Genomic DNA, 22143 nt, shown 5'->3' on the forward strand with positions numbered 1-22143 from the left:
GCCGTGTCCGCAAGAGACACGAGCCCAGGAGGCCCGAGCAATGATGCAGAACTTCCCCGCGCGTGCGAACGGTGACAAGCTGACCGAGGACGCGCAGGTGTACGTGGACGCCGACGGTCGCCGGCCCGACTCGCAGGGTGCGTACCTGGGTCTGACCCTGCCGGGCAAGATCGAGTCCGTGTGGCTGAACCCGGACGCCGCCCGGCGGATGGGCGAGTGGTTCGCGACCCGCTACGGCGTCGGTGGCTACCTCGGCGCGAAGGCCGGCGAGACCGTGAAGGTCCTGAACCGGGACGGCTCGCTGAAGCGGACCGAGAAGGTCGCCGATGCGATCGACTTCGACGGCGAGTACCTGATGGAGGACGGCAGCTACGTATCGGCCGTCTTCGTCCGCCACGCCGCCGCGATCCTGCCCGAGGACGAGAAGCCGGCCGAGCCGGTCGCCCTGAAGGTCGGCGACGTGGTCGAGCTGAAGCCGAACGCGAAGACGACCAACGGGGGCGGTGTCTACTTCGCGGCGGACGTGACCCGGGTCCGGGTCGAGCGCGCCATGAACGAGCGTGGCAACTGCCTGGTCCACCGCGTGAACGGCTCGGGGGGCGTCACCACGCAGAACGTCGGCCGCGCCTACCTGGGCGACCCGATCGCGGCCGAGCCCTTCGCGCCGGAGGTCGGCGGGGTGTACGCGCTGAAGCCGGGCGCGCTCACGTCGTTCGGGACGTGCACCCTGAACGGGCGCGGTGTGACCCGGGTCGAGGTCACGTCCGGTCCGGACGACGACGGCGACCTGGTCATCCGGGCGCTCGACGGCGACGGGACGCGGACCGGCGCGTACGTCCTCCCGTCGGGCCTCGCCCCGCTGGCCGAGGCCCCGGCCGCCCCGAAGACCGGCCCGTTGGAGGCCGGCGAGGAGGCCGAGGTGGTCGAGTCGTGGGGCGTGGACTTCCGGGTCGGCGACCGCGTGACCGTGGTGCGGCGCTTCATGAGCTTCGGCGAGGAGTTCATCGAGGTGACGCACAACCGGAAGGGCGTGTCGGGCGACTGCTACCCGCGTCGGCTGAAGCGTCCCGCCGCCGACCGGCCGTGGGCTGTCGGTGACGAGGCGATCGTGACGGAGGACTACCCGACCCACGCGAGCGTCCGCGCGGGTGACCGCGTCCGCATCACGGACCTGCCGAGCGTGCGTGACGACCGCTACCGCGCCGAGTTCGTCTCGGGCCGGGGTGGCGCGCACGGGGGCGGCGGATGGTTCATCCCCGCTTCCGCCCTGCGCCGCCCGTAACACCCCCTGAAGAAGCCCGTCCCCTGCTCGGGGGCGGGCTTCTTCTGTTTCTCCCGAAAGTCGCGTGAACACCCCGGGCGGCCCTGGCGCATAGGGCGTGTGTCCGAACGAGACACGACAGCGGAGGGCCGCATGGCACGGAAGATTTTCGAGCACACCGACGGCGACGGCGACGGCTTCCACATCGACCACTACCCGTCGGCACCCGGCAACTTGGTTCTTCTGGCGAAGTCGCGCGCGGGGACGATCGTTCCCGTCGAGCTGAAGCCGGGGGCCGACGTCGACCGGCTTCGCGCCGCGCTCGCCCCACACGGCACCCCGGAGCCCGCGACCGACGCCGGTCCCGGCCCGATCCTCGACCTGACGGACGTCGAGGGCGACACGCTGACCGTTTACACGCGGTCGAGCCGTGAGAACCCGATCGCGCTCACGATCAACGCCGAGACGGACGACGAGCAGACCGTCTGGCTGACCCCGGCGCGCGTGACCGAGCTGCGGGCGGCCCTGGCCTCGCACGACCCGGCCGAGGTGCCGACGACCGGGACGGCGCTTCACGAGCTGGCCGAGCGCGTGACCCGTCCGACGGCCCCGGTCGCCGCGATCGAGGTCGGCCGCGAGTACCGGTTGCTGCCGGGTGCGAAGCTCCACACCGATTTCGGCGACGTGAGTACGGGTCTCGCGACCTCGGGCACCACGCGGGTCGTCGTGACCAACCCGAAGACGCGCCGGGGGAACGCCACCGTAACCGCCGTGGACGGCGTCAACGCGGGAACGCCGAATTGGAGTGTGGCACCCGAATTCCTCGCCCCGCTCCCCGGCGACGCCGCCGAGGCACTGTGGGTGCTCCCCGACCCGGCCGACTCGCTCGACCCGGCGCGGGTCGCGGCGTGGGAGAAGGCGTCGACCATGCTGGACGGTCGCGCGGCCCACGTGGACGACGTGTTGCGCCTCGCTGAGTTCCTGATCGGGGACGCGGCATGAGGCGCACTCTCCCCTACACCCTCGGCGGTGCCTTGCTCGGCACCGTCGGGGGCGTTGCCCTCGCGCTCGACGCGTGGTGGCTGACGTGGGTCGCGTGGTTCGTCTACTTCGCGGCCGTCGAAGGTGCGGCGCTGTTCAACTCCCGCACCGGCGACACCCTGAGCGAGCACGTGTGGTTGTGGTTCGGCACGCAGCGCCGGAAGGCCGGCGAGCCCCCACGCGAGGTGACCGGGTGGGTTCGGTTCCGGCGGTTCGTGTTGCTCGCGTTCGTGACGTGGTTGGCAGTGCACTTTCTGACGGGAGGGCTTTTCTGATGAGTGAGGCTTACTTCGGCCGGCTGCGCGTGTCGGACATCTTCGACGGCGACGGCGAAATGCGATTCGAGGGTGTCGGTTCTGGCGGCGTCGGGACCTACGTCAAGCGCGCCGAGGTCGCCCGGCTGCGCGACCACCTGACGGCCGTCCTGGGCGACGGGCCGAAGCCGGTCGCGGGCGACGCGGGCGCGGTCGAGGTGGGGCGGGAGTACCGGCTGCTGCCGGGGGCCTGCCGTTCGGGCGGGTACGCGGCGCTGACGGACTACTTCGGCCCCGCTCGGGTGCGGGTGATCCGGCTTCCGGACGCCGACGGCGACGTGTTCGTGGAGACGTGCGACGGCGCGCGGAGCGTGTACGTGCTGCCGCAATACCTCGCCCCGCTCGACCCCTCCCCCGCGCCGGCTGCGGCCGACGTGGTGAGGGCGGCCCGGGAGACCGCCGCCGAGGCGGGCCGGCTCGGTATGCGCAACGTCTCTAGCCTATTCGGCCGCTTCGCCGACGCTCTCGAAGGGAAGGCCCCGTGACCCTCACCCCTACCAGCGCGCTCGCCGAGGCGCGCGAGTTCGTACTGTCCCTGCCCGGTGCCGGCGAGCTGGACGCCGCCGCGCTCGCTCAACAGATCAACGGCATCGCAACGCTGCTGCTGGAGTACGCCGAGCGCCCGGCCCCGGACGACGAGATCGACACCGACGCCGAGCCCGGCCCGCTGGGCGCGTTGTCGTCGGTCCCGTGCACTGTGGTCCCGTCCGACTCCGCTTGGGTCGACGCTTACCAGACCGTCCGGGGCAAGCGGGTCCGGCTCGGCCTGGTGGACGGGTCGACGCGGCCGAACATCGTCGTGACGCCGTCGGATGCCCGCCGGTACGCCGCCGGCATCCTGAACGCCGCCGACGAGGCCGACGGTACGTCGCGGCTGCTCTTCGGCATCGGTTCCCCGCAGTCCTGACCGCACCCCAAAGGGCCCGCCTGGCTTCGTGCTGGGCGGGCCCTTCCCGTATCCGAAGGAGGAAGGATGACCGACCCGCTCGCCGAGCTGGCCGCCGTGGTCGCCGAGCGCCACGCCCTCGACCCGGCGGACTTCGCGGCCCGCGTCCGCCGCCAGCTCGCCCGCAGGATGGCCCGGGGGCGCATCCCGTTCAAGGTGTGCCCTGCCTGCGGCGAGGCGCTTCCCGCGCTGTCCTTCGCCGAGGACATCAGCAAGGGCGACGGGCTAAAGGTCGTGTGTCGCGAGTGCGACGCCGCCCGGCAGGCCGAACGAAGATCAGCGTCTCCCAGCCCTGGCGCATAGGAGTAGTAGAGGCAGGGAGCCGTGTAAACGGACCCGCCCCTAGCCGCTACGGCCCCGCTCTGCCGACGACCTGTGTGCCCCTAGGGACAGGCTCGGGAGCGGGGCGCGTATGCGTCGTGAACGCCCCGGTCCGCCTCTGCCCTCGGGCACGCCGCCGGGGTTCCGCTCGCCTCGGGCGGGCGCTCTCCTTTCGGACCTGGCCGTGAGAGCACCCGCCCGAGCGCCATACCCACGCCCCCGGCGTGCGCTCCACCCGCTACCGATCAACGACCCGACGCCACGGCGCGGGATGCGGGTGTCGAGTGCCCCGGGGGCGTTCGTCTTCTACCTGGGAGGGTCTGATGACCTGGGAGGGGTCAGACCGAAGGGCCCGCCTGCCGCATGATTGGGCCCTGCGCAGACTGCGGGCCCTACGCCGGGACGGGTACCGATGCCGCCAGGTGTTCAGCACTGGTGAGCGGTGCGGTGCCCCGGGGTCCGAGGTAGACCATGTGGTGCGTGGTGACAACCACGACCTATCCAATCTTCAGACGCTCTGCTCGTACTGCCACGGTGTGAAGACCGCAGCCGAGGCCGCCGCTGCTCGGCGACCGAGGCCGAAGCGAGCGCGCGAGCCCGAGCGTCATCCTGGCGAGCTGTGACTCTGTGTGTTGTCACGCAGCGTGAGGGGTGGGGGGTGGCCCCCTCCCGCTCGCTCCCCCCACCGAAGCGGCATAGCGCCTCGGGCTCTGTACGGGCATAGAGGTCGCAACGGAGGGTCACTAACGCCGATCGTTTACACGCTCTGTTACCGCCCGAGGAGGGCCGATGCTGGAGATTAGCGCCGGCCGCCACCCCGCGACCCGGCACTTCGAGCCGCTCTTCGCGTTCGGGCACCTGTGGTTGCGGGGTTGTGAGGCTGACCCGTGACCCGGGGGACCTGCAACTAAAGAACGCCCATTAGCCCAGCGTCGTCCCCCGGGGGCTTACCTGGCTATCCGGACGGGTCAGCCATCAAAGCGCGAAACCCGGCCCGCCCACCGTCCGGAGGACTACCGGGTCCGCTTCCCGGTGCTACTGCCCCGGGCAACCCAACTGTACCCGAACGTCGGCCCGCCGCTGGCACGTAGCCGAACGGCGGGCCCCTGGGCGTTCGTTAGAGCTTGCCCTCGAACAGAGCGACCGAGTCCCCGAGCGCATTCGGCTCGACGGTCACCGCGATCACGCTCGTGTCCTTCGTCGGCGCGCTGAAGGCGTACTTCGCGGTGCGCTTCTGGCCCGTCGCGATAGTCGACGTGAAGCCCCCCGTGATGCCCTTCTCGCTGTCGAAGACCGGCTCGGCCTGGGTCCCCTCGGCTCCGAACGAGGCCGTTACGTTGGCGAGGGTGAGGTCTAGGGGCTCGGTCCCCTTGTTCTCGATCGTGATCGAGAAGACCGCCGCCGAGTTGCCGCGCTGGTGACCGGCGGACGTTCCCGACGGCGTGAACTTCGTCGGCTTGCCGACGGTCACGACAACGCCGCCGTCAAGGGTCACGGCTTCCGCCCCCATCGCGGCGACCGTCTTCTTCTCCGGGGCCGCACTCGACGCAGCGGCCTTCGGCTGCGAAACGTCGGTCACCTTGCCCGTGTCACCACCCCCGCCGCCGCATCCCAGCGCTACGACGCCGCCGAGGACCACGGCCACCACTGACCACCGCTTGTTACGCATTCCTTAGGACTCCCTTAAGTGGACGAACGCCGCCGGCCATCGTGGCACGTGCGCGCAGCGTTTAGCGATGGGCCTTCGGGTCGGGTTGCTGACACCGATCGAGGAGTCCGAACGTCCGGAAGTACCCCCGTTTAAACACATGAGAGGAGGTCCCGCCGTGGCCCGTGGCACCATGCACGCGCCGAAGCCGGACGGCCAGCGCCGCCGCCGCAACGCCCCGACGCACGGCGAGACCGTCCTTCCCGACGACGACGTGGTCCGGGGGCCCGAGCTGGCCGGGCTGACCGCAGGCCGCGAGTTCCGCCCCGAGACGGTCGCATGGTTCGACACCTGGCGACGATCCCCGCAGGCCGCCGTCTTCATCTCGACCGACTGGCTTCGCCTGGCGACCCTCGCGCCCATCGTTGACGCGTACTGGCGTCGCCCCTCGGCCGCCGCGCTGTCCGAGATCCGGATGAACGAAGAGCGCCTAGGCGCGACCGTGGTCGACCGGATGAGGGCTCGGATGCGGGTCGAGACCGACGACGAGGCCGCCGAGGGCGACCTTCCCGCCGGGGTGACGTCCCTTTCCGAGCGTCGCGCGTCGCTGCGCGACCGGCTCGCGTGACGGCCCCGGACGCCCGCGCCGCCGAGCTGGACGAGCTGGCCCGCCTCGCCGCGATCGAGGCGCGGAAGGCCGTCGCCGCCCACGCCCTGACGACGATCGAGGCATTCCCGCTCGACGGGTCGATTAAGACCCTCGGATGGGGCGTTGTCGATTGGGTCGAAGCGTGGTTGCTTCAGCCCGACGGCGACGAGGCCGGCGAGCCCTATCGGCTGACGCGCGAACAACTGAACTTCGTCCTTTGGTTCTACGCCGTAGACGACCGGGGACGCTTTATCTACCGCCGCGCCGTCCTTAGGAGGGCGAAGGGCTGGGGAAAAGCCCGTTCCTCGGCGCTCTAGCGCTGGCTGAGCTTTGCGGCCCGGTCAGGTTTTCGCATTGGAGCGCCGAGGGCCGGAACGAGGACCCCCGCCGAGACTTTGAGCCCGTCGGCAAGCCGCACCCCGCGCCATGGATCGTCATTGCGGGCGTCAGCGAGACGCAGACGGAAAACACCATGGCCGCTATTCGCGCCATGGTCGAGCAGTCGCCATTGGTCGAAGCCGCCGGCCTGGACATCGGTAAGACACGGATCTTCACGCCGTCGGGCGGAAAGATCATGCCGGTTACCGCGTCCAGCTCGACGCAGGAAGGCGCTCGGCCCTCCTTCGCGATCATGGACGAGACGCACCATTGGACGGAATCCAATGGCGGGTATGCCCTCGCCCGCGTGATCCGGCGCAACCTCGCGAAGTCCCGCGACGGCATGGCCCGCGCAATCGAGACCACAAACGCGCACGCGCCAGGTCAGGACAGCGTCGCCGAAATCTCTTACCTCGCGTACCTCGCGATGAAGGAGAAGCGCACCCGCGCGACCGGCATCCTGTACGACTCCCGCGAGGCCCCGGGGCACATCGACCTTTCCGACCGCGACGAGCTGATGAACGGCCTCGCGATGGCCTACGGCGATTCGCTCTGGGTCGACCTCGAACGCATCGCCGAGGAGGTCTACGACCCGGCGACGCCGCCCGAGGAGGCGCGACGGTTCTACCTGAACCAAATCGTCGCCGCTGCGGATTCCTGGGTCGCCCCGCACGAGTACGACGCGAACGGCCCGGAAGAGCGCCGCAAGAATGGCCTCCCCGATCTGGCACCGCTGAAGCGCAGTGAGCCTGGGAAGTGGCGCGAGGCCGACACGGTTTGCCTCGGCTTCGACGGCGGGCGGACCGACGATAGCTCGGCCCTCGTCGCCGTGAGAATGAGCGACGGCGCGGCCTTCCTGCTCGGCCTTTGGGAGAAGCCCGAAGGACCGTCCGGCGTCGGTTGGGAAGTCAATCAGGACGACGTACGGGGTGTGGTTGACCACGCCTTCGCGACGCTGGACGTGGTCGCTTTCTTCTCGGACGTCGCCCAATGGGAAACCGACGTCGACCGCTGGCGCGAATTGCACGGGGAAAGACTCCTCGTGAAGGCAACCACCCGCCATACGGTCGCGTGGGACATGCGCGGTCACAAGGCCGAGACTGTCCGCGCGACGGAAGCCCTTCACCGGGCCTTCATCGACGGCGAGGTCCCGCACGATGGCGAGCCCCGACTTCGGCGTCACGTCCTGAACGCCCGCCGCCGGCCGAATCAGTACGGAATTGGATTCGGCAAGGAAACGCGCGAGAGCCCGAAGAAGGTCGACGCCCTGGCCGCGCTTCTCCTCGCGGTTATGGCCAGGTCCCGCGTGATCGCGGAAGGCGCGCTCGCGAAGCGTCGCCGGCCGACCGGCCGCCTGTACGGGTTCTAACCCGCCCCCTCGTTTAAACCCTCTTAGGAGCCCGTCCGTGCCTATCACTGACGGCGCGGTCGTTGGCCTCGCCGAGGAATTGATCGCCGAGCACCGGGCCGCCACCGGGAACCCGCACGACGGGCCCGGGAAGGTGGCCCGGTATCTGCGCGGCGAGCACGATCTTCCGTACATGCCGCGCGGGGCCCGCGCCGAATATGTCTCCCTCGCGAAGAAGTCCATCACTAACTGGCTCCCGCTGATCAGCGAGACCTACGTGAAGGGTCTCTTCGTAGACGGCTACCGCGCGAAGAAGAGCACCGAGAACGCGAAGCCCTGGGACTACTGGCAGGAAAACCGCCTCGACGCCCGGCAGACCATCGCCCATCGGGGCGCGCTGGAATACGGCGCGGCGTACGTCCGCGTCCTGCCCGGTGGCCCGAAGGCCCCGAGCATCCGCCCCCTACCGGCGCTGAAGACCTGGGCGCTGTACGAGGACGACGACGACGAGTGGCCGACCCTCGCCGTGTACGTCAAGGGGAAGAGCGCGGACGGGGCGCAGCTCTACGAGGTGTACGACGACCGCCACGTCTACCACCTGGCGTTGCCGAAGGGCGAGCGCCTGAAGGTCTACCAGGTCGACGCTCACGGCCTGGGCGTGACGCCGCTGGCGCGCTTCCGGGACCGCCTGGACGGCGACAACCGAGGCATTGTGTCCCCGTTGCTGGTCCTTCAGGACCGGATCAACGAGGCCGTCTTCGCCCTGCTGATCGCCCTTCAGTACGCGTCGTTCCGCCAGCGCTGGGCAACCGGCCTCGCGATCCCCACTGTGGACGACCCCGAGAGTCCGCTCTACGGCCAGCCGGTCGAGCCGTTTCACGCCGCCGTCGACCGCCTTTGGGTCACGGACTCGCCGGACGCGAAGTTTGGCGACTTCGCTCAGACCGACGTCGGTGGGCACCTGGAAACCTACGGGTCCGGCGTGCGGACGCTGGCCGCTATCGCGCAGTTGTCGCCTCACGTCCTCCTCGGCGACCTGGTCAACCTGAGCGCCGACGCGCTGGCCGCCGCCGAGGCGAGCACGCAGCGCAAGATCGGCGAGTACGAAACGCTCTTCGGGGAGTCCTGGGAGCAGACGCTTCGGCTGGCTGCCCACGCTGCGGGCGACAGCGCCGCCGCGAAGGACACGTCCTCGCAGGTCCGCTGGCGCGACACCGAGGCCCGCAGCATGGCCGCCGCAGTCGACGCCCTCGGGAAGATGGTCACGATGTTGGCCGTCCCCGCCGAGGCCGCATGGGAGCGCATCCCGGGCGTGACCGACACGGACGTCCAGCGCTGGCGCGAGATGGCGAAGAGCCCCGACGGCCTGGCGCAGCTCGCCGCCATCTTCGACCGCCAGTCGGCGACCCCCGCGAAGCCGGCCGACCAGCCGGCGAAGGAGGCCCCCGTGAAGGAGTGACCCCGTGGCCGCCCTGACGACGCACAACCTTGCCGAGAGCTACCGCGTAACACAGGCGAAGGTGGCGACCGAGGCTGCGGCCGGGGTTGCCCTGGCGGTGAAGACCCTGCTCAACCCTGCGAACCTGACGAAGTCCTTCCCCGCGTACGCCGCAGCGGCCGGGAAGATCATCGCCGACGCCCGCGTGAAGGCCGCCGAGCAGGGCGGCGCGTTCTACCTGGCGCATCGGAAGGCGTCCGGCGTGACCGGCGCTATGCCCGAAATCGCGTGGGCTCCGCAGCTTCCCGCCGGCCAGCTCGCGACATCTCTTCTCGTGACCGGCCCGGTCGCCGTGAAGAAGGCTTTCACGATGGGTGCCAGCGTCCCGCAAGCCCTGGCCGCCGCCGAGGTGAAGGCCGCCGGGGCTGCGTACCGGCACACAGCGAACGGTGGCCGGGGCACGATCAAGGGCACCGCCTACCGCGACGCGAAGGCGATCGGGTGGGCCCGCGTGAGCGATGGCCGCCCCTGCGATTTCTGCGCGATGCTGGCGAGTCGTGGCGCGGTCTACGAGAGCGCGACGACCGCCGGCTTGACCGACGACGGCGACCGTTACCACGACAACTGCGGTTGCTTCGTCGTCCCCGTTTACACGCGTAGCGACCCGATCCCGGGCCTCGGCCCGCAGCTCGAAAAGCTCTGGAAAGACGCCACGAAGCGGGCGAAGGCTTCGCAGGGCACCGACGAACCGAAGACCGCGTCGCAGATGTTCCGGGCCCTCTACCGCGAGCGGTATCCGGAGGGCTCGAACCCCTCGCAGATGATCGCGGACGCCCACCTCGACGCCTTCCGGCTGGAAGCGGAGAAGAACCGGACCGTCTTCGAGGCGAAGGCCGCCCGGGAAGCCGAGAAGGCCGCGAAGGCTGCCGCAGAGGCCGCCGCCGAAGCCGAGCGCATCGCCCAGGCCGCCGCCGAGGGCATGTCCCGCCCGAAGCCGAAGCGCGAGAACCTGAAGCACGTCGGTACGGCCGGGGGCTCGCACGGCGCGACGATCTGGGAAGACACGTCGACCGGCGAGCGATGGATATTCAAGCCGCAGGCCGACGTCATGAACGCCATCGACGTCGCTACCGCGAAGCTGGCGAAGCGGGTCGGCCGCCCCGCCGCTGACACGTACGCCTTCGAGCTGGACGGCCGGCTCGGCTCGCTTCAACGGATGCTTCCCGGGGGCGACGCGTTCCCGGGCCCCGACTCCCAGCGGATCGACCCGACGGCGCTGTCAGACGCCGACGCCCTGGCACTTCAGAAAGAGCACGTCATCGACTGGCTCTTCGCCAACCACGACGCCCACAAGGCGAACTTCGTCCGGGACGCGGACGGCCAGCTCGCCGGCATCGACAAGGGCCAGGCGTTGAAGTTCTTCGGCCGCGACCGGCTCGACTGGACCTTCCACGCGAACGAACACGAGCCGATCTACACCACGATCTATCGCGCGTTCGCCGAAGGGAAGGACGTCGCGCTTCAGGACCCGGCGCAAGGCGAGCTGTCCGTCTTCATCCGGTCCGTTATGGACATGCCAGACGACGACCTGCGCGACCTGTTCCGCCCCTACGCCGAGGCCGCCGCCCGGCGCGGGTGGCTGCTGACCGGCAACCACTGGAAGCCCGACGCGCTCGAACCGCTGGCCGCCGGCCTGAAGCCCAACGACGTGAGCGTCTTCCTGGACGCGCTGGTCGCCCGGAAGAACCGCCTCGCCGGCGATTTCGCCCAGCTCTACGCCCGCGCGAAGGCCGAGCGGACGAAGGTCGAGGCCGAGGCGAAGGCCGCCGCCGCGAAGGCCGCCCTCGTGAAGAAGTGGAAGGGCAAGCCTGCCCCCGCGCCCCCCGACAAGCCGAAGCCGCCGCAGGTCGACCGGGCCCGCTATTTCGATGGCTGGCTGGCGAAGGTCAAGGCCCGCTACGAGGCGTTCGCCCCCGGCAAGAAGCTCGAAGACTCGCTGAACTGGCATCACGTCCAGGCGGTCATCGACGGCGAGAACCTTCCCGCGCTGGAAGCGCTGAAGGACGGTCACTACGTCGATTGGGACCTTTATCAGGAGGCCGCCGACCTCTGGGGTGACGTCGCCGAGGCACAGCAGAAGGCCGACCAGGACGGCGACTACCTGAAGGCCCTCCGGTCGTACAAAAACCGGCTGACTCGCTACAAGCGGTACCTCGCCGAGTGGCGCGAGGTGAACGGCTCGGGCGGGCTGGCCGGCATGGACGCCGACGCGGTCAAGCACAGCTCGTTTGACGAGGGCGACGCGTGGGCGACCCGGTCCCTTACGGTGCCCCGAGGGGAGCACGCGGAAGCGATCACGACTTACTCCGGAAGCTCTTATGAGGACTGGAATGGGGCGCTCCGCACACACGCGGACCCGCACACCCCGCCGCCAGGCACATGGGCGAAGTTAACGACTGACGCCGACGGGGCTTTCGCGCCGACCCCGGAAGCGGTGGTCGTCCACCGGGGTACGACCTGGATGGAGTTCGCGTTTCCCGATGGGACGCGGACGGGGAGCCTCCCGCCCCCGGACCCCCGCGAGCTTATCGGCACGGTGCAGGTGCAGCACGGCTATGGGTCGGTGTCCGTAGGTCACCGTTCAGCGTTCAGCTTTCAGCCGGTGCAGCTCGTGATCCGGGTACCTGCCGGGCACGGGGCTACGTGGGTTCGACCGATCTCCCGATTTCCTCACGAGTACGAAGTCCTGTTGCAGCGGTCGACGCGGTCCTACGTTCACGACATCTATCAGGACCCATCGGGCACATGGGTGGTCGAGCTGGAAGTCCTGCCGATGGACGCCGACCCGGCTTCCTACGCCGGACTAACCCCGATGCCTCGGGCGGTGAAGCCGCCGCTCAACCCGTATGCGTGACCTGCGCTGATACGCTGAAGGATCGATGAAGGGAGGGCCGATGCCCTGGCGCGAGCAACCGGCAGACCTGGTCTTCGCCCCACCCCGCTACCCGGCGCACGACTACACCGGTCCGGGTGAGATCGTCACGGTTCGCCTCGGCCGCGAGGTCGTTGGGTACCTGACCCGCAAGGGCTGGGACGGCGTCGGCTGGCTCCCGCGCCCCGGCCTGACCGAGGATGCCGACATCGTTCGCGTCCTGGTCTACGACATCTTGCGTGACGCCGCAGCCGAGGGCAGGCCCTTGGTTGAAGCGTGGGCGGAAGTCCTGGACTTCACGACCCACGACGCCCCCGTCACGGCACCCCTGGACGGGCTGCGCGGCGACTGACCGCCCCGCCCTCTGAGAAGGCCCCTGAGCGCCCAGCGCCCGGGGGCCTTCGTCTTCCCCTGACCTATCCACGCTAAACGCTTAGCGGGCTACTCAGGGGCCGCAACACCCCTTCACGCGGGCAGGTCCCGCGCCCCTACCCGACCCAGGAGGTCGACCCATGCCCGAGCCCGTGACCCCGCCTGCCGACCCGGCCCCGACCGGCACCCCGCCGGCTGATCCGGCCCCGTCGGGTGGTGCCGACCCGGGCACTCCGCCCGCCCCGTCCGCGCCCGTCAACCTCGACGGTCCCTACGACGAGGCACGCGGTACCCGCCTTATCGCGAACCTTCGTGCCGAGCTGGCCGCCGAGAAGGCGAAGCGCCAGACAGGCGAGCCCGCCGACGTCGCCGCGATGAAGGCGCAGCTCGACGCGATCACTGCCGAGCTGGCGAAGACCCGGACCGACGCGATCGAGGCCGCGAAGAAGGCCGCGATTGCCGAGGCGAAGGTCCCGGCTCACCTGGCGTCCTACGTGACCGGCGCGACCGCCGAGGAGATCGCCGCGAGCGCCGCGAAGGTCGCCGCCGACTTCGCCGCCGGCCTGCCGACTGCCTCGGCGGACCCGCTTCCCGGCAAGCCGAAGCCGCAGCTCACGCCCGGCACCGCGCCGAACGACGCCCCCACCGCTTTCGACCCCGTAGCCACCGCTAAGGCGGCCCGGGGCTTCTGACCCCTGGAGAGGTAATGCCGCACGATTTCGTCATTCCCGAGCAGGTTCTCTCGACCGCAATCGCGTTGGTCAGGGACGACCTGAAGATGGCCGCGACCGTCAACCGCGACTACGAGGACAGCTTCGGTGGTGGCCGGGGCACTGTGGTCAACGTCCGGACGCCGAACACCCTGAAGGCCCGGCGTCGGAAGATGACGCAGGACGGCACTGCGATCACCGTCGACACCATCACCGAGTCGACCATCCCGGTCGAGATGACCGAGCACGTCTACAGCGCCGTCGACGTGTCGGACCTTCAGATGCGGATGGACATCACCGACTTCACCCGTCAGGTGACGGTCCCGCAGGTCCGGGGCATTGTTGAGGACCTGGAAAACCTGGTCACGGAGACCATGCAGGCGCTTCCGGAGACGCTGACGCTCGCCTACGACCCGGCGAAGCCGCACCTGACCTTCACGCGGGCCCGGAAGATGCTGCGGGACCTGGGTCTGCCGGCCGAGGGCCTCTGGGCGGCAGTAGGCACCGAGGTCTACGCCGAGCTTCTCGACGCGAACGCGATCACCGACGCCTCGCAGTCGGGCAGCACCGAGGCGCTTCGCAACGCGAACGTCGGCCGCGTGCGCGGTTTCATGACCGTCGAAAACAACAGGTTGGCCGACGACGAGATCATTTTCTACGGCCGGGACGCGTTCACCCTGGCGATCCGGGCCCCGTTCCCGCCGGACGGCGCGGCGTTCAAGGCTTCGCAGTCCGAGAACGGCTTCGCGATGACCTGGGTCAAGGACTACGACTCGACCGTCCTGAAGGACCGGAGCGTCTTCCAGACCTACGCGGGCTGCCAGTCGATGCGAGTGAAGCGCCTCGCCTCGGACGGGACGACCTCCCTGGTCGTGCCGGCGCTGCGGGTGCTGACCTCGACCGACCCGGCCTGACCGAAGGAGTAGCCCCGTGAGCCTGCCCCCGCTCGTCCCGGTCGCCGCGCTCGAACGGCGGATGGGACTCGACCCCGGCACGCTCACCGGTTCGGACCTCGTCCGGGCGGGGGTGGCGCTCGAAGATGCGTCCGCCCTCGTCCGGGCCGAAGGGCTGGATTGGGTCGCCGATGACGGGGTCACGATCACGGCCCCGGCCGTGGTGTTGAAGGTCGCCCGGGACGTCGCGCTGCGCCAGTACCGGAACCCCGACGGCTACCAGGGCGAGAACATCGGCGAGTACGGCTACCAGTACGCGCGTGGGCAGGCCGGCGACGAGTTGACCGCCGCCGAGGTCGCGACCGTACGCAGGGCCGCAGGTAAAACCGCGGCCTCTGTTTACACGGTTCGGACGCCCTCGGCCTACGAGTGCCCGCCGACCCCCGACCCGTTCCCGGCGGTGACCGCGTGAGGTACCCCGACACCGTGACCGTCCTGCGGCAGACCACCGCCGACGAGTACGGCAACCCCGGGTCGGGGCCTCACGCCCCCGCCGGCACCTGGCCCGGCTTCCTGACCGGCGAGACGGTCTTCGCCCCACCCGACGCCGACGTCCAGCGCGGCGACCGGCTGGTCATTGGGGCGGACACGTACGACGTCGAAGGCGACCCGGCGCGGCTGCGGTCGCCCTCGCGGACTGTGCTGACCCGCGTCGCGGTCAGGCTGCGGAGGAGGTGACCGTGAAGGTCAAAATCGACTATGACGGCGTCCGCGCGATCCTGAAGTCCGAAGGCGTAGGTGCCCTAATCGACGGGGCGACCGAGGCCGTCCGCGCTCAGGTCGCGTCGCATCAATCCGTCGTCCGTCACAGGATGCCGGTCGACGCCGACCGCTACCAGACCGACCGTGAGGCCGGCGCGGTGACGATCGCTCACGCGGGCGGGCTGGCCGTTCAGGCGAAGTACGGCGCGCTCACGCAGGCCGCCGCCGCAGCCGGTCTCGAAGTGACCGATCGGGGCGACGAGTGAAGGTCCGCCACCCCGACCCGCGCGCCGCGACCCTGGCGGTCGTGCGGGCCCTGTTCCCGGCGGTCGCCTTCGGTACGAAGCGCCTGGACGACTTCGCCGAGGATGACGTCCCGGCCCTGCCCTATGCGATGGTCGCCAGTGACGGGGCCTTCGTCCGCCAGCCGACGACGCTGGTCGCGACCGTTCGCGTCGCCGTCTGGGGCGAGAGCGACGCCGCCGGCTACGACCTGGCCGACGACCTTCACGCGACCCTCCTCGGCTACGAGGGCGGTTCCGAGGTGCGCGGGTTCGGCCCGCTGACTGGGCCGCTTCCGACGGAGGACCCCGACACGGGTCAGCCCCTCACGTCTTTCACTGTTTCAGCGCGACTCCGGCCGCGCTCACCGTAAGGAGAGTCACCGCATGGCGGGCGACCCGAGTAAGGCCGGTCAGTGGGCCGGCGCAGACGTGTTCATCGCGCCCCCGGGCACGGCGGGCCCGACGGACCTCACGACCCCGTGGGGGCCGGATTGGGGCGTGGCGGGCCTGCTCGACGGCGAAGAGGGCTTCGTCTGGGAGCGTGACATGGACGAGTCCGAGTCCTACGCGTGGGGCGGCATCCTCGTCCGGAAGACCCGGTCGAAGCACAAGCGCACGGTCAAGTTTGTCGCCCTCGAAGACAACGACGTGACGTTCGAGCTGGCGAACCCCGGTAGCACCCGGACTACGACCGCCGGCCTGACCACAGCAACCATCAAGGTCCCGCAGGACCGGGACTTCGCGATCGGCTTCGAGCTGCGCGACGGCAACAAGGTCAAGCGCAGGACGGTCAAGCGGGCGACCGCCGACGTCGACGGCGAGGTAAAGGAAGCCGAGACCGAGCTGACCGCCGTGACCTTCCTGGTCACGCTCTACCCCGAGAGCGACGCCACGCTCTACACCGAGTTGTCCGGCGAGATCGTCTGACCTGCTCACGCTAAACGCTTCACGCACACCGGGCCCCGGAGTCGCCGCGCGGACGACTCCGGGGCCCCCTTTCCGCGCCGTCCGCGCCGACTCCCGAAGGAGCCCCCATGCCCAGCACCGCCGCGAAGGCCGAGGCCACCGGCCAGTCCCAGACCTTCGAGCACGACGGCGTTACCTACTCCGTCCCGCCGACCTCGGAATGGGACATGGACGCGATGGAGGCATACGAGCGTGACCACATCGTCACCTGCGTTCGCCTGATCCTCGGCCCCGAGCAGTTCGAGAAGTTCAAGCCCAAGGGCACGAAGCGCACGCTCGGCGATCTCAACGCCCTGTTCGACAAGATCCAGAAGGCCACCGACGTCCCAAACTGACGCAGCTCGTCCGCCTTGTCCGCGACCACCCCCGGGCGCTGGAAGCCGATCTCCGTCGGTACTACGGCGTCCGGCTCTCGGACCTGTGGCGCGGCGAGCTGTCCTGGCGCGAGCTGAGCGTCTACGTCGATTACCTACCGCCCGGGTCCGCCGTGTGGGCGATCGACCACGGCGTCACGTACGGCGCTGACCCCGTCGTAGCCCTCCTCGCCGATCTCTACGGCGCGTTGACGGGCGAGCCTCACCCCCTGCGCCCGGCCCCTGTGCAGCCGGCGAAGTCCGGCGTCATCGCGGCCCTACTCGCGCAGCGCGAACGCCTGGCCGCCCAAAGGAGTAAGCCGTGAGTACCCGCGTCGGCTGGGCGACCATCCAGCTAATCCCGTCCGCGAAGGACTTCGGAAAGAACACCCGACGCGAGCTGAAAAAGCCGCTCACCGCCGCTGGCAAGGAAGGCGGCGAAACCCTGGGCGCGGCCATGGGGCCCGCCGCCGGAAAGGCCGCCGGGCGGACCATGCGAGCCCCGCTCGCCGCCGCAGGGGCCGCAGGCGGGCGGGCGTTCGGCAAGGCTGCCGTCCGCGCCGCCTCGAAGAGCACCCGCGAGGGCAGCAAGAAGACCGCTGCGGACTTCCTAAAGGGTTTCGGCGAGACGCTGACCGGCGGCATGGCGACCGTCTTCCGGTCGGCGTTCACGGCGGGCCCGATCCTCGTCGCCGCCGCCGGCCTGTCCGCCGCCTTGTCGGCCGCCGTTGGGGCCGCCGTGACGACGGGTGTCCTGGCCGCAGTCGGGGGCGGCGTCCTGGCCGCCGGTATCGCCCTCGCGGTGAAGCACCCCGCCGTGTCGAAAGCGTGGGAGACGTTCGGGTCCCGCGCGAAGAAGGTCTTCGCGGGCTTCTCGCAGCCCTTCCGCGCGCCCCTCATCCGGGCCGCCGACACCTTCGGTGACGCTCTCGAACGGATGGCCCCGAGCTTGCGGAAGCTCGGCCAGCTCGCCGCGCCGCTGATCGACAAGCTCGCGCCGAGCCTCGCCACGATGGCCGAGAACGCCATGCCGGGCCTGCTCGCCGCGATGAAGGCCGCCGGCCCCGTCCTCGGCGCGCTCGACTTCGGGGCGATCGGCAAGGGAATCTCTGGCTTCTTCACCAACTTGTCGGCCGCCGGCCCCGAGGCGGCCCGGTTCATGTCCGGCTTCTCTCGGGCGCTCTCGGGCGGTCTGCCTGCCCTGGCGGGGCACCTGGCAAGCCTGACGAAGAAGTTCTTCCAGATTGTCGACGTCGGTCGCGATCTGGGTGCGCTGGTCGCCCCGGTGTTCTCTCGTATCCGGGACGCCGTCGTCGGCTTCTTCAACTCAGCGAAGTCCGGGGACGGCATCCTCGCCCGCCTGAAGGGCTACTTCGCCACTCTGCGGGAACCGCTCGCGAATCTCGGCGAGACATTCCGCGAGATCGGGACCCGCCTTTCCGGGGTCTGGAAGTCGCAGCTTCAGCCCTTTTTCACTGACCTAGGAAAGAAGCTCGGCCCGCTATTCAGCGAGTGGGGCGAGACGATCCGGTCAGTCATTACCGACCTGACGCCCATCGTGCGCGGAATCGCGGATGGCTTCGCTTTCCTCTGGACGAAGCTCGGCCTCGGGAAGGTCGTGCTCGGCATGATCGGCTCATTCTTCAGCGGAATGGTGAAGATCGTCACCGGCGCGATCCGGATCGTGCGCGGTCTGTTCACGCTCTTCGCAGGCATCTTCACGGGCGACTGGTCGAAAATGTGGGAGGGCGTGAAGACGATCGCGTCGGGAATTTGGTCGGCGATCTGCGGCGCGTTCCAAGTGCTAATCATCGGCCGGCTCGGCAGCATGGCGAAGGGACTCCTCGGCAGGCTGGGCGTTTGGTTCACGACCGCCTTCTCCAAGATCAAGAATGCGGCAGCGTCGTGGGTGACTTCCCTCGTCGGCCGGGTCGCCGCGCTGCGGTCGAGCGTCACGAGCTACGTGTCCGGCCTGGTCTCGCGGGTCGTCTCCTACTTCACGTCGATGATGTCGCGGGCCCTGTCCGCCGTCCGGTCTGGCGTCGGCCGCGTGGTCAGCGCCGTCCGCGATATGGGGACGCGGATGCTCGCGCCGCTGCGCGATCTGGTCGGCCGGTTCCGCTCAATCGCGAGCGACGTCATCGGCGGTTTCGTAGCCGGTATCCGTGCCGGCGCGGGGCGGATCATTTCGGCGATCAAGTCGACCATTACCGACAACCTGCCGAGCTACGTAAAGGCCGCCCTCGGGATTCACTCCCCGTCCCGCGTTTTTATGGCGCTCGGCCGGCACGTCTCGGAAGGCATGGCGCTTGGTATTCGTCAGGGTTCCGGCGCGGTCACTAAGGCCGTGTCCGCACTGACGAAGATCCCCGACGCTGCGAGCGTGAACGTCGGCACCTTCACCGCGCGTTCTGCCGGCCTGCCGACCGCCGCCGAGGCGACTCATTACCACCTTCACGACTCGCGGGCGACGCTCGCTCAATTGCAGGCGTTGCAGGCCCGGCAAGCGATTCTTGCCCGAGCAGGGAGAGCGCGCTAAATGCCTATCGTTATTCGCCCGGCGCGAATCACGCCGCCCAGCACGCCGGACGTTCCGCCGATCTCGCGGACCCCCTGGCCTGAGCTGGACATGCGCCGCCCGGCGGCTACGTACATCGCTCCGGACGGTTCGGTATGGCCGCTCTCCTCGCCCGAGCTGGGTTGGGCGACCACCGACGAGGTAACCGGGCTCGGTCCGGCCCCGGTCGAGCTGGTCACTGACCCGCACCCGCGTGGGGGCGATCGCATCCGGCACGTCTACCCGACGGCCCGGGTCATCACGTGGCCCCTGCTCGTCTGGGGCGCGTCCCACCTGGAATTCCTCGCCCGCTGGCGGGCCCTGGCTCGTGCCTTCGCGCTTACGCGCAGGCTCGGGCCGGGCCGGCTGCGGGTGTCCCGCCCGGACGGCACGCAGCGAGAAATCCTCGTGCACTTCGCCGGTGGGTTCGAGGGGGCCCCGGGGCGGGGGTACACGGACGACGTCGCCGCGATCTCGCTCTTCTGCGAAGACCCGTACTGGCGAGCTGTCGACCCGCTCACCCTCCGGTACGTCTTCGGGACCACCCGGCCATACCTGAACCCGTTCCCGTCGCTGTCTTCAGGCCGCGTCTTCGGCGCGACCACGGCAACGAACCCCGGCGAAGTCGAGACCTGGCCCGAGTGGACCGTGACCGGCCCTGCCGCCGGCCTGGTCGCCGAGAACGAGACGACCGGCGAGGCGTTCGAGCTGACCTACCCGCTCGCCGCTGGGCAGTCCATCCGGATCACGACCGAGGTGTCTGCGGTGGTGGGGCCCGCCGGGCAACCCCTGGCCGGGGCGCTCGCCTGGCCCGGGTCGGTTCTCTGGGGCCTCGATCCGGGCCTGAACGACATCAACTTCGTAGTCCCGGACGCCGCCGCTGGGGCGTCGATCGAGCTGGCCTACTGGCCGCGATTCGAGACCGCATGATCACCCTGTTAATCACCGACCGGGACCTGAACGTCGTCGGCCAGCCGATCACGCGATGGACCGAGATCGACGTGACGCTCAGGTTCAACGAACCCGATTCCGGGACCGCCACGATCCCGACTGACGGCCTGTCCATCGACCAGCTCGCCCCCGGTAACCGCCTGGTCGTGATCCGCGACGGGGCCTTCTTCACGGGCGGCCCGATCGAGACCCCGGGCGCGCTGTCCTGGTCGGCCACGGGCGGGGACAGTGGGGCCGGCACGACGACCCTCGCCTTCGCATCCGACCTGGCGAGCATCGCGGCCGAGGTGGTCTACCCGGACCCCGCAAACCCGATCACGGCGCAGACCGCCGCCCGGCGCACGTTCACCGCGACCAACGCCGAAACGGTGCTCCGCACGCTCGTAAGGGAGAACGTCGGCACGCTGGCGCTCCTGCCCCGGCGTATCCCCGGCCTCCTCGTCGCGAACCCGATCGGAATCGGCGCTCCGGTCACGATGGGTTTCCGGCTTGACCACCTAGGCGACGCACTTCGGTCGGTCGCACTGGCGGGCGGGGGCCTCGGCTTCCGCACTGAGCAGACCGCGTCCGGGTCGATCGTCTTCCGCGTCTACCAGCCCCGCGACCTAACCGGTCAGGTCCGGTTCTCTCGGGGCCTGGGAAACCTACAGGCGTACCGGTACGAGCCGGCCGCACCGACGTGCACGGTCGCAATCGTCGGGGCGCAGGGTGAGGCCGAGGACCGCGTCTTCGCCGAGCTGGTCGCCGACGCCGCCGCGACCTGGGGCCGGATGGTCGCCGTGGTCGACCGGCGGGACACGTCGGACGGCGAAGAGATCGACGCCGCCGGCTACGAAGCCCTCGCGGAAGGCGCTGAGGCCGCCCAGCTCACGGCGGACGCCATCGACACCCCGACGCAGCGGTACGGCACCCACTACGACCTCGGCGACCTGGTCTCGGTCGAGCTGACCAACGGCGTCGAGCTGGCCGACGTCGTCCGCGCCGTGACGCTGAAAGCCACGCCGCAGACCGGCGAGGTCGTCACTCCCCTAATCGGTACGCAAAGCGCGAGCACTGACCCGGCATGGGTCCGCTTGCTGCGCGACCTCACCCGTCGGCTCGGGCGTTTGGAGGCTATCTAAATGGCGCAGGAATCGCCGCTGAGTGCGACCGGTGCCCTGACCGAGGCGCAATATGAAAGGCTCGCCGCGCCGCAGTGTGCGGACGGCCTGATCGGGCACCCGAACGACCCGTCGCCGGTCGCCTTGTCCGGCTCGCAGGTGGTTATCAAGGCAGGGTCCAACGGCATTCTTCGGGGTTTCCCGTGGTCGTCCGGGCCTGTCGACACGACCCACACCGTTAGCCTTTCCGGCGCGGCGCGTTCCGATCTGGTAGTCCTGCGGTTGGACCGGAACACCGGGTACGCCCTCGGGACCGCAATTCGTACCGGCTCGCCCGGCGCGGGGGCTCCGGCCCCGGCCACCGGCACCGGCCCGGCCGATGTGTACGAATTGCCGCTGGCCGAATATGACGTGGCGAATGGGGCCTTCGGGGCGTTGCGTCGGCGTTGCTGGTATCTCGGCGACGACGGTCAGATTCTCTGCAAGGCGGATACCCGCCCGCCGCACGCACCGGGTCGGCGAATCCGTGAGGTTGACACGGGGCGTACCTACGAGAGCACCGGCGCTACCTGGGCGGTCATCCTGGACGACTCAGGCAGCACGACCCTCCCACTGTCGGGCATGTTCACATCGGCGCGAAACACCCTTTATCGCCGTAACGGTTTCGCGCATCTGGGGCTGACGATCAACCGCCCCGGCGGCGATCTCGCTGCCCGCACGACGTACACCGTCGGCACCATTCCGGCAGGGTACCGCCCGGAGGTCGCTTTCGATTTCATCGCTCTTTCCCCCGCGCCGGCACTGGCAACGGGAACGGTTCAAGCATCCGGCGGCATCACCATTCGCCCGTCGGAGCGAATCGAGGCGGGCAGCAACATTGTTATTGGTCCTCTTTTCTGGCCCGTGGCGTAAGGAATCC

The 22143-nt window shown here is 69.8% G+C and carries 26 protein-coding genes; 25 read left to right on the plus strand and 1 reads right to left on the minus strand.

Features of this window, described 5'->3' with window-relative positions; genetic code table 11:
• Positions 1–40 precede the first annotated feature (40 nt).
• The 7 genes from GA0070618_RS32890 (at position 41) to GA0070618_RS35615 (ending at position 4506) form a co-directional block, all read left to right on the plus strand.
• Positions 41–1282 carry a hypothetical protein gene (locus tag GA0070618_RS32890; protein WP_088985115.1) on the plus strand — a complete coding sequence of 414 codons (1242 nt, stop codon included), beginning with the start codon at positions 41–43 and terminating at the stop codon, positions 1280–1282.
• 132 nt (positions 1283–1414) lie between these two features.
• A complete protein-coding gene (locus GA0070618_RS32895) occupies positions 1415–2263 on the plus strand; it encodes a hypothetical protein (RefSeq protein ID WP_088985116.1) in 849 nt (282 codons plus the stop codon).
• On the plus strand, positions 2260–2577 hold the full coding sequence (locus GA0070618_RS32900) for a hypothetical protein (RefSeq protein WP_088985117.1): 318 nt from the start codon (positions 2260–2262) through the stop codon (positions 2575–2577). The genes GA0070618_RS32895 and GA0070618_RS32900 overlap by 4 nt, the downstream gene beginning before the upstream one ends.
• Positions 2577–3101 (plus strand): hypothetical protein, encoded by a 525-nt coding sequence (locus GA0070618_RS32905; protein ID WP_088985118.1) that lies wholly within the window; start codon positions 2577–2579, stop codon positions 3099–3101. Before GA0070618_RS32900 ends, GA0070618_RS32905 begins: the two co-directional genes overlap by 1 nt.
• Positions 3098–3523 carry a hypothetical protein gene (locus GA0070618_RS32910; protein WP_088985119.1) on the plus strand — a complete coding sequence of 142 codons (426 nt, stop codon included), beginning with the start codon at positions 3098–3100 and terminating at the stop codon, positions 3521–3523. Before GA0070618_RS32905 ends, GA0070618_RS32910 begins: the two co-directional genes overlap by 4 nt.
• A gap of 66 nt (positions 3524–3589) precedes the next feature.
• Entirely contained in the window at positions 3590–3865 is a 276-nt protein-coding gene (locus GA0070618_RS32915) for a hypothetical protein (RefSeq protein ID WP_088985120.1), read from the plus strand.
• Between the two features lie 341 nt (positions 3866–4206).
• Positions 4207–4506, plus strand: coding sequence for an HNH endonuclease (locus GA0070618_RS35615; RefSeq protein ID WP_088986019.1), 300 nt, complete (start codon positions 4207–4209; stop codon positions 4504–4506).
• Positions 4507–5000: 494 nt separating this feature from the next.
• Here GA0070618_RS35615 and GA0070618_RS32925 read toward each other — a convergent pair whose 3' ends face one another.
• Positions 5001–5552 carry a DUF4352 domain-containing protein gene (locus GA0070618_RS32925; protein WP_143740501.1) on the minus strand — a complete coding sequence of 184 codons (552 nt, stop codon included), beginning with the start codon at positions 5550–5552 and terminating at the stop codon, positions 5001–5003.
• Between the two features lie 157 nt (positions 5553–5709).
• Between GA0070618_RS32925 and GA0070618_RS32930 the strand changes: the two genes are divergently transcribed.
• The 18 genes from GA0070618_RS32930 to GA0070618_RS33015 all read left to right on the plus strand — a co-directional run bounded on the left by GA0070618_RS32930 (position 5710) and on the right by GA0070618_RS33015 (position 22136).
• The gene (locus tag GA0070618_RS32930; RefSeq protein ID WP_088985122.1) at positions 5710–6159 is read left to right on the plus strand and encodes a phage terminase small subunit; all 450 of its coding nucleotides are present in this window, start codon (positions 5710–5712) and stop codon (positions 6157–6159) included.
• Positions 6156–6497 carry a hypothetical protein gene (locus GA0070618_RS34430; protein WP_197701703.1) on the plus strand — a complete coding sequence of 114 codons (342 nt, stop codon included), beginning with the start codon at positions 6156–6158 and terminating at the stop codon, positions 6495–6497. Before GA0070618_RS32930 ends, GA0070618_RS34430 begins: the two co-directional genes overlap by 4 nt.
• Positions 6498–6652: 155 nt before the next feature.
• Positions 6653–7927, plus strand: coding sequence for a terminase (locus tag GA0070618_RS32935; protein WP_197701704.1), 1275 nt, complete (start codon positions 6653–6655; stop codon positions 7925–7927).
• A 37-nt stretch (positions 7928–7964) separates the two neighbouring features.
• A complete protein-coding gene (locus GA0070618_RS32940) occupies positions 7965–9365 on the plus strand; it encodes a phage portal protein (RefSeq protein ID WP_088985123.1) in 1401 nt (466 codons plus the stop codon).
• Positions 9366–9369: 4 nt separating this feature from the next.
• Positions 9370–12258 carry a VG15 protein gene (locus tag GA0070618_RS32945; RefSeq protein ID WP_088985124.1) on the plus strand — a complete coding sequence of 963 codons (2889 nt, stop codon included), beginning with the start codon at positions 9370–9372 and terminating at the stop codon, positions 12256–12258.
• Positions 12259–12298: 40 nt separating this feature from the next.
• Positions 12299–12628, plus strand: a complete 330-nt coding sequence (locus GA0070618_RS32950; RefSeq protein WP_088985125.1) for a hypothetical protein — start codon at positions 12299–12301, stop codon at positions 12626–12628.
• 160 nt (positions 12629–12788) lie between these two features.
• Complete coding sequence (locus GA0070618_RS32955) at positions 12789–13340, plus strand: hypothetical protein (protein WP_088985126.1); 552 nt, start codon at positions 12789–12791, stop codon at positions 13338–13340.
• Positions 13341–13354: 14 nt separating this feature from the next.
• Positions 13355–14272: a P22 phage major capsid protein family protein gene (locus tag GA0070618_RS32960; protein ID WP_088985127.1), complete on the plus strand. Its 918-nt coding sequence runs from the start codon at positions 13355–13357 to the stop codon at positions 14270–14272.
• A gap of 16 nt (positions 14273–14288) precedes the next feature.
• A complete protein-coding gene (locus tag GA0070618_RS32965) occupies positions 14289–14723 on the plus strand; it encodes a hypothetical protein (protein ID WP_088985128.1) in 435 nt (144 codons plus the stop codon).
• Positions 14720–14989 carry a hypothetical protein gene (locus GA0070618_RS32970; protein ID WP_088985129.1) on the plus strand — a complete coding sequence of 90 codons (270 nt, stop codon included), beginning with the start codon at positions 14720–14722 and terminating at the stop codon, positions 14987–14989. The genes GA0070618_RS32965 and GA0070618_RS32970 overlap by 4 nt, the downstream gene beginning before the upstream one ends.
• Positions 14990–14991: 2 nt before the next feature.
• Complete coding sequence (locus tag GA0070618_RS32975) at positions 14992–15279, plus strand: hypothetical protein (protein ID WP_094978024.1); 288 nt, start codon at positions 14992–14994, stop codon at positions 15277–15279.
• Positions 15280–15320: 41 nt separating this feature from the next.
• Entirely contained in the window at positions 15321–15668 is a 348-nt protein-coding gene (locus tag GA0070618_RS32980; protein WP_143740500.1) for a hypothetical protein, read from the plus strand.
• A gap of 13 nt (positions 15669–15681) precedes the next feature.
• On the plus strand, positions 15682–16224 hold the full coding sequence (locus tag GA0070618_RS32985) for a phage tail tube protein (RefSeq protein ID WP_094978023.1): 543 nt from the start codon (positions 15682–15684) through the stop codon (positions 16222–16224).
• A 107-nt stretch (positions 16225–16331) separates the two neighbouring features.
• Positions 16332–16598, plus strand: coding sequence for a hypothetical protein (locus GA0070618_RS32990; RefSeq protein ID WP_088985133.1), 267 nt, complete (start codon positions 16332–16334; stop codon positions 16596–16598).
• Positions 16599–16938: 340 nt separating this feature from the next.
• Entirely contained in the window at positions 16939–19155 is a 2217-nt protein-coding gene (locus GA0070618_RS33000; protein ID WP_088985135.1) for a phage tail protein, read from the plus strand.
• Entirely contained in the window at positions 19156–20103 is a 948-nt protein-coding gene (locus GA0070618_RS33005; protein WP_088985136.1) for a phage distal tail protein, read from the plus strand.
• A complete protein-coding gene (locus tag GA0070618_RS33010; protein WP_088985137.1) occupies positions 20100–21245 on the plus strand; it encodes a Gp37-like protein in 1146 nt (381 codons plus the stop codon). Before GA0070618_RS33005 ends, GA0070618_RS33010 begins: the two co-directional genes overlap by 4 nt.
• Positions 21246–22136 carry a hypothetical protein gene (locus GA0070618_RS33015; protein WP_088985138.1) on the plus strand — a complete coding sequence of 297 codons (891 nt, stop codon included), beginning with the start codon at positions 21246–21248 and terminating at the stop codon, positions 22134–22136. It begins immediately after the preceding gene.
• Positions 22137–22143 lie beyond the last annotated feature (7 nt).

Origin of the sequence: Micromonospora echinospora (assembly GCF_900091495.1) — a bacterium.
GTDB classification, from domain to species: domain Bacteria; phylum Actinomycetota; class Actinomycetes; order Mycobacteriales; family Micromonosporaceae; genus Micromonospora; species Micromonospora echinospora.